Raw genomic sequence first — 12,761 nt, 5'->3', positions numbered from 1 at the left:
TGTCCAGTAGTCAGCAGTGGCAAGGGCATGGCCATCCGGACTCCAAGCCACCGCCGAATTGATCCCTGAGTAACTTGGGGCGAGAGCGAGACGAGGGAGGGCATGACGTGGAAGTACTGCACCGGCAATGTCGTTGAAATCTGGCGACCCGACCTCCAAGGCGGCGCCCAGCAGGCTGGCCCGACCGAGCTTCATACCAGTAGTTTTGGCACCGACAAAGTCGGCCATGGGCAATCGGACGGTGGCCAGGTCGGCGCCGCTCAAGTCGCTGTCGCTGAAACGGGCTCGGGAACCCGAACAGCGCTTCAGATCAGCCTCTCGGAGATCTGCACCGGAGAAGTCGACATCCGTGATTGACGCTCCCGGAATTTTGGCCTGCCGCAGGTCGGCGCTTGACAGATCCGTACCTTCTAGTTTCGCTCCGTGCAACTTGGCTTGTCGCAATTCAGCACCGCGCAGGTTCATACCCGTCAGGTCTATACCGCGCAGATCATTACCATTAAGTTGTATCGGTCCCTCACACACAAGCGATGGTGCCCGGCCAAGCCAGCGCAAGAGCAGCAGTGCGTTCCATGCGGCGGCGTCACTGACCCGGACATCATCAGTACCTGACGCGAGTACTTGGCGAGCCCATTCCACAATCGATCGGGACTCCGCGCGGCCGCACAGAAACTCGATCATCAGATCCGACATCTTTCGTTTCATCAACGCCGCAGGCCACTCGTCGGACCTGGCCAGCGACGCGGCGATGTGGTCGGCGACCAGCCATTCCATGACCGAGCGGTGGACGAACCTGAAGCGCTCGTCCTCGGTGCGGACCAGCAGGGTTCCCGAACCCAGAACGTGCGCGGCCTCGTCCTCGCTGAGCTGGCACTCGACGAGGTTCTGCAGCGCGGCGGAGACCTGGGTCAGCTCGTTCAGGCCGAGGGTCTCCTCGTTGGACTCCCAGAGCAGCCGCGCCAGCGCGGTGACGGCCGCCCACCTGTCCTCGGCGGAGAGGGTGGGTGCGGCTCCGGCCGGCTGGGCGCGTTCGTACTCGTAGATCAGCCACTGGTCGAGCAGTTCCTTGTAGAGGCGGGCGGCACTGATGGCCCCCTCGGTCTCCTTGATCTGCTGGAGCCTGGCGAAGTCCAGGCGGACGATGAAGCTGAGCATTCGAGGGTTGCGCGAGAGGCCGAGCAGGTCCTTGATGTGACGGATCAGCTCCAGCCGGTCTCGCGCGGCGGCCTCATCGCCGTTCATCAGCCTGATGAGGAAGTCGAGGATCTGCTCCTCGCCGAAGTCGTGCAGCTTCACGAGCCGGCGCGCCGGCAGGTCGGTGATCCTGGCGAGGCTCGTCTCCACCTGCCGGTCGGACAGGAAGTGCTGCGTCCGGCTGGTGACCACGACCTTGGCCTTCGACTCGCCCTGGATCTTGACCAGGTTCGCCAGATGCTCGGCCGCCTGCTTGTAGGTGACGCGCAGGGCGAGCTCGTCGAAGCCGTCGAACAGCAGCAGCACCCGGCCGTCCCGGATGAGGTGGCCCAGCTTGCGGTGGTTGATCACCTCCTCGCCGCCCGCCGTGAGCTGGGCCGCGAGCAGTTCCTCCAGCCCGTGCGCCTTCTCCAGCTCGCGGAGCTGGATGAAGATCGGGATGACCGGCGGTTCCCCCGTCTCGTGGATGGTGCGGGTCAGCTCGCGCAGCAGGAACGTCTTACCGTGCCCGAAGTCGCCGAGCACGACGACGAACCGGCCCTCCGGGTCGGCGACCCACTCGCGCAGCCGGGACAGCAGATCGGTCTGCACCTCCCCCGCCGGTCCGCCCCGGCCGGACACCAGGCTGAACCGCTGCGGAACGAACAGCCGCGGCGCATAGATCGTCTCGTCCGCCGCCAGCCGCTCGGCCTGCCGGTCCGCATAGGGCTGCAGGTCGTACATGCCCTGGAATTCCATGAGCTGCTGGAGGTTCACGCCCTTGGAAGCCGCGAAAGCCCGTAGCTCCTGCGAGGTGCGGGGCCCGTCGTACACCAGGTACGACTGCACGGTCGGGTCGCCCGCGCGGTAGCGTGCGTCCACCTCGGTCAGGAACGCGTCGACGGCCTCGCGGGTCGCCGCGCCCTCGATCACACCGACGGGATACTGGAAGGTCTGCGGCGGCTTCAGTCCGGTGATCCGCAGGTGTCCCTGCGGGCGGCCGGGTCCGAAATCGATCCGTTCCACGTCCGCCTCGGGATAGCGGACCTTGCAGACCGCCCGCACCCGGGCGAGAAGATCGTCGGGCTCGCGCGCGGACCGGTCGCGCAGCGGTCCTTTCTCGAAGCGGAAGCGGACCCTCTGCATGCTCACCGGGTCCGGGAATGCGGCGTGCACGCTGTCCAGCGGACGCCTGAGCACCCGTACGGACTCGGACCGCTCCCTGCCGATCGAGGTGTCGCCCTCCCAGCGGAAGCGGTCGGGGTTGTAGCGGCGGGCGTGGATGTCGAAGCCGTCCGCCGTCACGCGGACGAGCTGGTACTGGTTCGGCGCCTCGTCCGGCCGGGCGTCCGCCCGCACGCCGGCGCTGCCGGTCCCGAGCGTCACCAGGCCGTCCGGGCCGAGGCTGTTCAACCGGGCCTCGTGGATGTGACCGGACAGGACGAGGTTCAACCGGGGTCCCAGCACCTCCTGGAACATCTGATGGTCGCGCAGGAACTTGTGGTCCTTCCCGTCTCTGATCACGGGATTGTGGTGCAGGACGCCGATCCGCAGCCAGCCGTCTCGCTCGTAGTCGGCGAGTGCGGTGCCGAACCAGCGCAGCTGCTCCTCACCGCAGAAACCGTAGTGATCCTCGCTCTGGTGGCTTTCGGCGATCGTGGAGTTCAGGCCGGCGACCACGACCTTCAGCTCGGGGATGCGGAACAGGGTCCACGGCATGTCCTTGGGGAACCTGGCCTCGCCGCCCTCGTAGAAGGCGGCGAACATCTCCGCGTAGAAACGGTACTTCGGCCAGTACGGCGGAACCGGCGAGGACTCGTCCCCTTCGCAGTCGATGAAGTACGCCTGGCACTTGAGCCAGTTGACGTCATGGTTGCCGGGCACCATGACGGTCCGCCCGGCGTCCAGCCCCAGGCCCGCCGTCAGATCGGTGAGGAACTCGCCGACCTGCTCGTACTCGGCCGGCCGGGCCCTCTCGGCCAGATCTCCCGACACGACGACGAGATCCGGGGCGATCCCCTCCGCCCGCCGAACATCCTTCAGATCATCCAGCAACCGCGCGGCCAGCGACGACAGCCGACGGTCCCCGGCGGTGACGCCTTCCCGACCATGCCGGTGTTTCTCACCGAACTGCAGGTCGGAGAGGTGCAAGATGGTGACTGAGCCTTCGCTGGGCATCGCTCTCCCCGCAGCGTGACGGATCCCCGATCGAACGCACAGCGCGCCGACCCCTTGTGACGCCGTGTCGTTGCGTCATCCTAGGACCGTTTCGCCCACCCCTTCCGCGGAATGCGGCACTCGCCGAGAACGGCCGGAAAGCAGCGGCGGCCAGAGGGTCCGGCACTGCACGGACCCGTCTTCCCCACGACCATTCCCGCCCTTTGAAGATCCTTCATAAGGAGCGCCGACCATGGGTGCCCGGTCGCCGCCGGAGAACCCTGGTCAGCGCGCCGTTCCGGAAGTTCCCGGCGGGGTCCAGCGGGGGTCGCGGCCGAGGAGGGCGGCGATGGTGTCCATCGTCGAGGTGGCGGGGGCGGCGTCGACGGGCGGGAGGTAGGCGCCGCCGGGCTGGTTGAGGGGGCTGCCGGGGGCGGTGCTGGCGCGGGCTAGCGGCAGGGCGGCCGCCGCCAGCGCGGCGGGCACCGGCAGGGGGAGGTCTAGGGCGCGGGCCAGGTCCCAGCGGTGCACGAGCATGTCGACGGTGTGGACGCCGAGGACCCAATCGGTCGGGACCGGTCCCCGGTTCGGCAGGTCCAGGGTCGGGCCGGTGCGCTGGAGCGCCGCCGACCAGCGGGCCGCGATGCGGGCGAAGTCGGCGCGGGGGTCCTCGCTCGCGGCGTCGAGCGGGCCGAGGACGGTCCGGGCGACGGCGTCGTGGCGCTCGTTCATGTGGTGGAGGAGGTCGGCGACCGCCCAGCCCTCGCACGGCGTCGGCTCCGCCAGCGCGGTATCGGGGACGAGGGCCACGTCGTGGCCGATCAGGGCCAGCGCGGTGGCGTTCAGGCGTTGCAGGTCGGGCAGGTCCACGGGGCGTCCTCCCATCGCCGGCGCCCGCCCTTTGGCGAACGCTCGTACGCCAAACGTTAGCGTACGTTCGTTCGCTATGCTGGCTCCCATGTCTCCCCGCCACTCGGCGCTCGAAGCGCAGCGGACGCGGTCCCGGATCGTGCGGGCCGCGGTGGACGAGGCGTCCCGGCTCGGGCTGGAAGGGCTGACGGTCGGGTCGCTGGCGCAGCGCCTCGGCATGAGCAAGGCCGGGCTCGTCGGCCCGTTCGGCTCCCGCGAGCGGCTGCTCGAAGCCGCCCTCGACCACGCCGGAGCGGTCTTCCGCGCCGCGGTCTGGGAGCCGCTGGACGGCGTCCCGCCCGGCCGCGACCGGCTCGACCGGCTGATCGCCTCCTGGACGGGCTACCTCGCCGACTGCCCCTTCCCCGGCGGCTGCTTCGTCACCGCCGCCTCGTCCGAGCTCGACGGGCGCCCCGGACCGCTGCGCGACCGGCTGCGCGCCATCGTGGCGTCCTGGCACGCGGCGCTGCGCGCCGAGGTCGCCGCCGCCCAGGCCGAGCTTCCCGGACCGCACCGGCCGCCCGCCGAGGTCGCCACCACCCTGGTCGGGCTCTCCATGGCCGCCAACCAGGAGATCCAGCTCCTCCAGGACCCCTCGGCCGCGCCCCGCGCCCGCGAGGCGATGCGCCACGCCGCCGGCCTCGACCGCTGACGCCGTCCGGCTCGGTCGACGGGCAGGTCGCGGGACAGGCGGAGCTCCTCGATGCCGAGGCGGGACTGGATCTGGCGGCGGCCTCGGAGGCGGTGCCGAGCCCGTCCGCGAGCCGCCACCGGATCATCCCCGCACCGCCGGCGCCGCGCACGGCGTCCGGAAGCCCCGGGGAGTCGGCGGGGACGACGCGCGGGTCGGTCAGCCGGTGGCGCTCGCGCCGGTGGACCACCGCCGCCGACCCGGTGCCGTAGTTCAGCACCACCGCGATCTCGCCGTCCTCGACGAAGGCCATGACCGGGGTGCGGCAGCCCCGCCCCGATTTGCGGCCGGCGTGCTCGATGATCGCGTAGTGGGGCAGGCGGGAGGCCCGCAGCCGCCGCACGGGATTGGTGACGTACTTGTTGAACCGGGCCAGGGCGCGCATCGCGCCCGGCCCCAGCGCCGACGCGACCCGCGCCGCCCCCGCGGCGACCGCCCCGGACTCTTTGCATGACGTGTCCACGAACATCGGCCGGCGAGCCTTCCGCACGGCAACCAATCTATCGCTTGGTTCGATCGCTTGATACGGTCGCCACCTGCCGCCGGAGCCGTCCGCGGACCCGGCCGGCCCACCCTGCGCGGCTCGCGAAAGGACCCCGCCCCCATGGTCCGACACCCCCTGCCCCCCGAGGCCCCCCAGCGCTCCGGCCCGCCCGCCGCCGTCCGCGGATCCCGGGCATGAGCGGGGCCGACCGGCCCCAGGAGGTCCGGTTCACGACCTCCTCGCGGCGGCCCGACAAGGTCCGCGCCGACCTGCAAGCGTGGCTGGCCGGACGGCTCGGCGCCGGCGCCGACCCCGTCATCACCGACCTGACCGCGCCCGAGCGCAACGGCCTGTCGAGCGAGACCGTCCTGTTCGACGCCGAGTGGACCGCGTCCGGCGCCCGCGCGGCGCACCGGCTGGTGGCGCGGCTCGCGCCGCCCGGCGATTCCTTCCCGGTGTTCCCGTCCTACGATCTGACCGGGCAGTTCGAGACGATGCGGCTGGTCGGCGAGCTGTCCTCGGTGCCGGTTCCCCGCGTGCTGTGGGACGAGCCGGACCCCGCCGCCCTCGGCACGCCGTTCTTCGTGATGGAGCGGGTCGACGGGCAGGTCCCGCCCGACCTGATGCCCTACACCTTCGGCGACAGCTGGCTCATGGCCGGGGACGCCGGGCAGCGGCGCCGCGCGTCGGACTCCACCGTCCGCGCGCTCGCCGAGCTGCACCGCATCCCCGACCCCCGGTCGGCCTTCGCGTTCCTCGACCGGGGCGACCGGTCGGCCTCCCCGCTGCGCCGGCACGTCGACGCCAGCCGGGCGTGGCTCGCCTGGATCGAGGGGGACGGTCCGGCGCCGCTGCTGGACCGCTGCTTCGACTGGCTGGACGAGCACTGGCCGGACGAGGAGCCGCCGGCCGTCGTGTCCTGGGGCGACGCGCGCATCGGCAACATCATCTACGCCGACTTCCGGCCCGCCGCGCTGCTGGACTGGGAGATGGCGGGCCTCGGCCCCGGGGAGATCGACCTCGCCTGGCTGGTCTTCCTGCACCGGTTCTTCGACGACCTGGCCGTCGAGTACGGCATGGAGGGCATGCCGGGCTTCCTGCGCCGGTCCGACGCCGAGCGGATCTACGCCGAGGCGGCCGGGCGCGCCCCGCGCGACATGGACTGGTACCTGGTCTACGCGGCCGCCCGGCACGGCGTCGCGCTGACCCGGGTGAGCCAGCGCGCCGTCCACTTCGGCGAGGCCGAGCCGCCCGCCGACCCCGACGCCCCGGTGCTGCACCGGGCCACGCTGGAGGCGATGATGTCCGGCGCGTACTGGCCGGCCCTCGCCGCCGACCGCAAGTGACGCCCCGAGGACGGCGGCGGCGCGCGGCCGTGCCGCACCTACCAGGGCACGACGCCGGCGTCCTCGAAGAAGGAGCCGGACGGGCCGTCGTCGGGCAGGGTGGCCAGGCGGACGGCCATGGCGGCGCCCTCCCGAGGGGTACGGACGCCGCTGAAGCCGTTGAGGTCGGTCGCGCAGTAGCCGGGGCAGGCGGCGTTGATCAGGATGCCGGTGCCGTGCAGCTCCTTGGCGTACTGGAGGGTCACGGCGTTGAGGAAGGTCTTGGAGGGCGCGTAGGCGGCGGAGACCGGGCCCACGGCCTCCGCGCCGGGCAGGGAGCTCTGGCGGGCGAGGGACCCGACGGTGCTGGACACGTTCACGACGCGCGGGGCGGCGGACCGCCGGAGCAGCGGCAGCACGGCGTTGGTGACGCGGATGACGCCGATCACGTTGGTCTCCACGACCGTCCGCACGATCTCGGGGGTGACGGTCGTGGGCGTCTGCGGCACCCCGCCGGTCACCCCGGCGTTGTTGACCAGCACGTCCAGCCGCCCGAAACGCTCGCCGAGCAGGGACGCCGCGGCGGCGACGCTCTCGTCGGAGGTCACGTCGAGCGGCACCGGGAACGCGTCCACCCCCTCCGCGCGGAGCTTCTCCACGGCCTCCGCGAGCCGCTCGGGGGACCTGGCCCCCACGCCGACGGTGTGGCCGAGGGCGCCGAGCCCGGCGGCGATCTCGTATCCGATTCCCTTGTTCGCGCCGGTGACCAGCGCGATCGTCTGTTCGCTCATGTCCACGATCCTGGTCGCCGGACCGCGGACACTCCAACACCGCCTGGGTAGCGTTCGATACCTCGCGGGTATCGATCCCCCGGTACGGTGAGGGCATGGAGACGCGGGAGTTGCGGTACTTCGTCGCCGTCGCCGAGGAACTGCATTTCGGCCGCGCCGCCGAGCGCCTCGGGATCGCCCAGCCGCCCCTCTCGCGGGCGATCAAGCAGTTGGAACGCCGCCTGGGCGCGCTGCTCCTGGAGCGCACCAGCCGCGCGGTCGAGCTCACCGAGGCCGGGAAGGTGCTGCTGCAGGAAGGCCGCGCCGCCCTGGACGCGGTCGACGCCGCCGCCCGCCGCACCCGCCGCGCCGCCGCCGGGGAGCCGAGACTGGTGCTGGTCACCAAGGCCGGGGCGTCGGGCGAGCTGCTGCCCAAACTCCTGGACGCCTACGCCGCCGAGCCCGGCGCCATCGCCGTCGAGGTGATGCTGTGCGGGATCGGGGAGCAGGAGCGGCTGCTCCGCGACGGCCGGGCCGACGTGGGCCTGCTGCACCGGCCGTTCGACTCGACGACCGGCCTGGACACCGAGGAGCTGACCTCCGAGGGCCAGATCCTGGTCCTGCCGAAGGGCCACCCCCTCGAAGGCCGCCGCGACCTGCGCATGGCCGACATCGCCGACCTGCCGCTGCCGCGCTGGCCGCACGGGGACGGCGGCTACCCCGCCGGCCCGGGGCCCGAGGTGCACGACCACGCCCAGCTCATGCAGCTGATCTCGCTGGGCCGGGCGGTGGCCCTGCTGCCCGAGACCGCCCGGACCCACCTCCGCCGCGACCTGGCCTTCGTCCCGGTCCCGGACGCGCCGACCGTCACCACCGTCATCGCCTGGCCGCCGCACAGCCGGTCCCTGGCCCTCGCCGGCCTGATCCGGACGGCCACCCGCCTCTAGCGCCGCGCCCTCGCCCTTCCCTGACGGCGGGCGCGGCCGGTCAGGGGTTCTCGGAGTAGGCGCTGAGGGCGCTGAGGGCGAGGCGCTCGTTGCGGGCGAGGTGCTGCTCGACGGCGGCCGCGGCGGTGTCGGGGTCGCGCGAGCGGAAGGCCGCGACGAGGTCGAGGTGGGCCTGGCCGCGGCGGTGGTGCTCGGCGGGGTCGGGGTCGAGCCGGCCGAAGCCGATGCGGATGTAGCGCTCGGCGGCGTGCCAGAGGCTGGTGAGGACGCGGGTGTCCCAGGCGCTCACCGCGGGGGCCAGCAGGGCGAGGTGGAAGCCGTGGTGGTCCTCGTAGATGTCGTCCATGCTCTGCCGCTCGTCGGCGAAGCCCGCGGCCTCGGCCTCCAGCGCGTCCAGCGCCTCGTCGGCGAGGAGCGCGCAGGAGCGGCGCGCGATCGCCGGTTCGAGGGTGCGGCGCAGCCGGTAGATGCCGTGCAGGTCGTCGAGGTCCAGGGGGACGATCCGCGCGCTGCGGCCCGGCCTGTTGTGGACCAGGCCCTCGCTCTCCAGGCTGCGCAGCGCCTCGCGGACGGGGATGAAGCTGACCTCCAGCATCCCGGCGAGCTCGCGGAGCGAGTACTCCTCGCCCGGCGTGAGGGCGCCCGAGACGATCGCGCGCCGCAGCTCGTCGGTCACCTGGGCGACCACCGAGCGGGCCGCGATGGGTCGGACGGCCGCTCGAGATGACGCCACGTGATGCCCCGCTCCTGAAGCCCGATGGAGATATCAACTATAGCGCTGTACGCTTCCGACCTGCTTTGATATATGTGATAACAGGAGGTTCTCATGACGGTGACGACGATCCCGCCGGCGGACGGAACGGCCGGTCTCGCAGCGCTGCGGGAGGTGGAGGACCGGCTCCTCTGGCTCTCCACCGCGATCGTGGACCACGCCAACCGGGTGCGCCCCAACCCGGCCGGGCTGAAGGTCGGCGGGCACCAGGCGTCGTCGGCGTCGATGGTCACCATCATGACGGCGCTCTGGTTCGGTCACCTGACCGCCGCCGACCGGGTGTCGGTCAAGCCGCACGCCTCGCCGGTGCTGCACGCCGTCAACTACCTGCTCGGCGGCCTCGACGAGCGGTACCTGACGACGCTGCGCGCGTTCGGCGGCCTGCAGAGCTACCCGAGCCGCGTGAAGGACCCCGACCCGGTCGACTACTCGACGGGGTCGGTGGGCATCGGCGCGACCGCGCCGATCTGGGGCGCCCTGTCGCGCCGCTACGTGGCCGCCAAGGGCGGCGGCGCGGGCACGGGACGGCAGTACTCCCTAGTGGGCGACGCCGAACTCGACGAGGGCGCCGTCTGGGAGGCCGTCCTCGACCCGATGGTCGCCGGGCTCGGCGAGATCTGCTGGATCGTCGACGTGAACCGCCAGTCGCTCGACCGCGTGGTACCCGAGATCGGGGCGAACCGGCTGCGCGGCATGTTCGAGGCCGCGGGCTGGCAGGTCATCACCGCCAAGTACGGCCGCCTCCTGCACGAGCTGTTCGAGCGCCCCGACGGGGAGGCGCTCCGCCGCCGCCTGGACGCGATGACCAACCCGGAGTTCCAGCGGCTCCTGCGGTGCGCACCGGCGCAGCTCCGCGACCGGCTCCCCGGCGACGGCCCCGACGCCGCCGCGCTCCGGCGCCTCCTCGGCACGCTGGACGACGCCACGCTGCACGCGGCCGTCCGCGACCTCGGCGGCCACGACCTGGCGACGCTGGACGGGGCGCTGCACGCCGTCGACGACACCCGCCCGACGGTGATCTTCGCGTACACGGTGAAGGGCTACGGCCTCGCCAGCGAGGGCCATCCGCAGAACCACTCCGCGCTGCTGACCGGCGAGCAGCTCGCCGCCCTCGCCGCCCGCGTCGGCGCCGACCCCGAACGTCCCTGGCAGCGGTTCGACGCGGACTCCGCCGCCGGCCGGCTCTGCGCGCGCACCGCCGCACGGCTGCGCCGCGCCGAGCCCGAGCGGCGCGAACCGGACCCCGTCCCCGCCGACATCGGCCGGACGCCGGCCGGCCGCACCACCACGCAGGCCGCGCTCGGCCGCACCCTCCTCGACCTGACCCGGGCGGCGCCCGAGACGGCGCGCCGCGTGGTGACGCTCGCCCCCGACGTCAGCTCCTCCACCAACCTCGGCGGCTGGGTCAACAAGGTCGGGGTGTGGTCGGCGGACGAGCGGCACGACTGGTTCGGCGACGACCCCGAGACGATCCTGCACTGGCGGGAGCGGCCGAGCGGCCAGCACATCGAGCTCGGCATCGCCGAGACCAACCTGGTCGGGCTGCTCGGCGAGCTCGGCGCGACCTGGAGCCGCTGGGGCGAGCCGCTGCTGCCGATCGGCGTCGTCTACGACCCGTTCGTCGAGCGCGCCCTGGAGCCCTGGTCGTTCGGCATCTACGCGGGCGGCCAGTCGATCCTCGTCGGCACCCCCTCGGGCGTGACGCTCGCCCCCGAGGGCGGCGCCCACCAGTCGATCTCGACGCCGTCGGTCGGTCTGGAGCAGCCCGGCTGCGTCACCTACGAGCCCGCCTTCGCCATCGACGTCGAGTGGACGCTGCTGGCCTCCCTGGCCCGGCTCGGCCGCCCCGACGGCACCTCGGCCTACCTGCGGCTGTCGACCCGGCCGGTCGACCAGGCCCTCGCCGCCGTCCCCGCGGATCCGGCCGCGCGCGAGCACCGCCGGCGCCAGGTCGTCGCGGGTGGGTACCTGCTGCGCCGCTGCGCGGGCGCGCCGGCCGTCACCGTCGCCGCGATGGGCGCGGTCATGACCGAGGCGCTGGAGGCGGCCGACCGGCTCGGCGCCCTCGGCGTGCCCGCCGACGTCGTGTGCGTGACGAGCCCCGGCCTGCTGTTCGAGGCCCTGCAGGACGGGGGCGGCGGCGCGCTGGAGGCGGCCCTGCCCGCCCACCGGGCCGCGCCGCTCGTGACCGTCCTGGACGGCCACCCCCACACGCTGGCGTTCCTCGCCGGCGTCCACCGCGTCCGGGCGCGCCACCTCGGCGTGACCCGGTTCGGGCAGTCCGGCGACCTCGACGAGGTCTACCGCCACCACGGGCTGGACGCGGGCAGCATCGTCGCGGCCGCCCTCGACCTCCGCTGACCGCCGGACCCGCCGCGCCCGGCCCCACCCAGAGAAGGATCATGACCGACACCGCCTGCCTCATGTGCGCCCTCGACGACGCCCACGCCGACACCCGCGTCTTCCGCGACGACCTGTGGGCCGCCGAGGTCGTCCCCGGCTACGACGTCCCCGGCTGGTTCGTGCTGCGCGCCCGCCGGCACGCCGAGCGCATCACCGGGCTCGACGGGGACGAGCTCGCGACCTTCGCCGGCCGCGCCCGCGACCTGATCGCCGCCGTCACCGAGGCGACCGGCGCGCCTGCGACCTACCTGATGATGTTCGGCGAGAACCACGCCCACTTCCACGTCCTGATCGCCGCGCGCGGCGAGGACGTCCCGCCGGACCTGCGGGGCGGCGCCATCCTCGGGCTGCGCGCCACGCACCTCGACCCGGCGGCCTCGCTGGCGCTGCTGCCCGCCGTCCGGGCGGCGTACGAGCAGGTCGCGCCCGTCTGAGCGGGCGCGCCCGGTGCACCGCGCCCATTGCTGTTATCAAATATAGCTACTACCGTGTGGAGCAGGTCACACCGTCACCATCCGGAGGTTCCCCGATGGCCACCCCGAAGTTCGCCCACGTCGTCCTCCAGACCGGGCAGCCCGCCGTCATGCGCGACTGGTACTGCACCGTCCTCGACGGCCACGTCGTCTACCAGGACGACGCGCTGTGCTTCATCACCTTCGACGAGGAGCACCACCGGATCGCGCTGCTCACGCCGCCGGGGCCGCTGGAGCGCAAGTCGCCGACGACGGCCTGCATGCACCACGTCGCCTACACCTTCGACGGCCTGGACGACCTGCTCGACCGCTACGTCCTGCTGCGCGACCGGGGCGTCACCCCGGCCGTGTGCATCGCCCACGGCGTGACGACCTCGATGTACTACCGCGACCCCGACGGCAACTTCGTCGAGATGCAGATCGACAACTTCGCCGAGCCCGACCTCGCCACCGGCTACATGAACGGCGCGGAGTACGCCGCGGACTCCGTCGGCCCCGCCTTCGACCCCGAGCGGCTGCTCAAGGCGCGCAAGGACGGCGCCGAGGTGGACGAGCTCACCGCCCGGTCCTGGTCGCTGCAGGAGGAGCTGCCCGACCCGATGGGCGTCCTGCTCGGCGGCTGACCCCGCCCTGTCCCCTTTCCCCTCTCTCCCAGGA

The 12,761-nt window shown here is 72.7% G+C and carries 10 protein-coding genes; 6 read left to right on the top strand and 4 right to left on the bottom strand.

Going from position 1 to position 12,761, the window contains the following annotated elements; all coding sequences use genetic code 11:
* Window positions 1-3,351, bottom strand: a 3,351-nt coding sequence (locus K1Y72_RS33080; RefSeq protein ID WP_220170468.1) for a pentapeptide repeat-containing protein, incomplete at its 3' end; no start/stop codon positions are given.
* Between the two features lie 264 nt (window positions 3,352-3,615).
* Window positions 3,616-4,200: a TIGR03086 family metal-binding protein gene (locus tag K1Y72_RS33075; RefSeq protein ID WP_220170467.1), complete on the bottom strand. Its 585-nt coding sequence runs from the start codon at window positions 4,198-4,200 to the stop codon at window positions 3,616-3,618.
* An 88-nt stretch (window positions 4,201-4,288) separates the two neighbouring features.
* On the opposite strand from K1Y72_RS33075, the gene K1Y72_RS33070 reads away from it, so the two are divergent.
* Window positions 4,289-4,891, top strand: a complete 603-nt coding sequence (locus K1Y72_RS33070; RefSeq protein ID WP_220170466.1) for a TetR/AcrR family transcriptional regulator — start codon at window positions 4,289-4,291, stop codon at window positions 4,889-4,891.
* Window positions 4,892-5,608: 717 nt separating this feature from the next.
* Complete coding sequence (locus tag K1Y72_RS33065; protein WP_220170465.1) at window positions 5,609-6,760, top strand: phosphotransferase family protein; 1,152 nt, start codon at window positions 5,609-5,611, stop codon at window positions 6,758-6,760.
* A 38-nt stretch (window positions 6,761-6,798) separates the two neighbouring features.
* Here the strand turns inward: K1Y72_RS33065 and K1Y72_RS33060 are convergent, their stop codons facing one another.
* Window positions 6,799-7,530 carry an SDR family oxidoreductase gene (locus K1Y72_RS33060; protein ID WP_220170464.1) on the bottom strand — a complete coding sequence of 244 codons (732 nt, stop codon included), beginning with the start codon at window positions 7,528-7,530 and terminating at the stop codon, window positions 6,799-6,801.
* 95 nt (window positions 7,531-7,625) lie between these two features.
* On the opposite strand from K1Y72_RS33060, the gene K1Y72_RS33055 reads away from it, so the two are divergent.
* A complete protein-coding gene (locus K1Y72_RS33055; protein WP_220170463.1) occupies window positions 7,626-8,456 on the top strand; it encodes a LysR family transcriptional regulator in 831 nt (276 codons plus the stop codon).
* A 40-nt stretch (window positions 8,457-8,496) separates the two neighbouring features.
* Here K1Y72_RS33055 and K1Y72_RS37460 read toward each other — a convergent pair whose 3' ends face one another.
* Window positions 8,497-9,189: a GntR family transcriptional regulator gene (locus K1Y72_RS37460; protein WP_308287340.1), complete on the bottom strand. Its 693-nt coding sequence runs from the start codon at window positions 9,187-9,189 to the stop codon at window positions 8,497-8,499.
* A 93-nt stretch (window positions 9,190-9,282) separates the two neighbouring features.
* Here K1Y72_RS37460 and K1Y72_RS33045 point away from each other — a divergent pair, with 93 nt between their 5' ends.
* From K1Y72_RS33045 to K1Y72_RS33035, 3 genes are all read left to right on the top strand, one after another.
* Window positions 9,283-11,589 (top strand): thiamine pyrophosphate-binding protein, encoded by a 2,307-nt coding sequence (locus K1Y72_RS33045; protein WP_220170462.1) that lies wholly within the window; start codon window positions 9,283-9,285, stop codon window positions 11,587-11,589.
* Between the two features lie 41 nt (window positions 11,590-11,630).
* On the top strand, window positions 11,631-12,065 hold the full coding sequence (locus tag K1Y72_RS33040) for an HIT family protein (protein WP_220170461.1): 435 nt from the start codon (window positions 11,631-11,633) through the stop codon (window positions 12,063-12,065).
* 95 nt (window positions 12,066-12,160) lie between these two features.
* Complete coding sequence (locus tag K1Y72_RS33035) at window positions 12,161-12,727, top strand: VOC family protein (protein ID WP_220170460.1); 567 nt, start codon at window positions 12,161-12,163, stop codon at window positions 12,725-12,727.
* Window positions 12,728-12,761 lie beyond the last annotated feature (34 nt).

Source organism: Actinomadura parmotrematis, assembly GCF_019458805.1.
Lineage (GTDB): Bacteria > Actinomycetota > Actinomycetes > Streptosporangiales > Streptosporangiaceae > Spirillospora > Spirillospora parmotrematis.
This window is presented reverse-complemented; position numbering and strand designations above follow the sequence as displayed.

Excerpts from the sequence above, each read along its gene's own strand:
- K1Y72_RS33070 (WP_220170466.1), top strand. The coding sequence starts at position 4,289 with ATGTCTCCCCGCCACTCGGCGCTCGAAGCGCAGCGGACGCGGTCCCGG.
- K1Y72_RS33065 (WP_220170465.1), top strand. The coding sequence starts at position 5,609 with ATGAGCGGGGCCGACCGGCCCCAGGAGGTCCGGTTCACGACCTCCTCG.
- K1Y72_RS33060 (WP_220170464.1), bottom strand. The coding sequence starts at position 7,530 with ATGAGCGAACAGACGATCGCGCTGGTCACCGGCGCGAACAAGGGAATC.
- K1Y72_RS33055 (WP_220170463.1), top strand. The coding sequence starts at position 7,626 with ATGGAGACGCGGGAGTTGCGGTACTTCGTCGCCGTCGCCGAGGAACTG.
- K1Y72_RS33045 (WP_220170462.1), top strand. The coding sequence starts at position 9,283 with ATGACGGTGACGACGATCCCGCCGGCGGACGGAACGGCCGGTCTCGCA.
- K1Y72_RS33040 (WP_220170461.1), top strand. The coding sequence starts at position 11,631 with ATGACCGACACCGCCTGCCTCATGTGCGCCCTCGACGACGCCCACGCC.
- K1Y72_RS33035 (WP_220170460.1), top strand. The coding sequence starts at position 12,161 with ATGGCCACCCCGAAGTTCGCCCACGTCGTCCTCCAGACCGGGCAGCCC.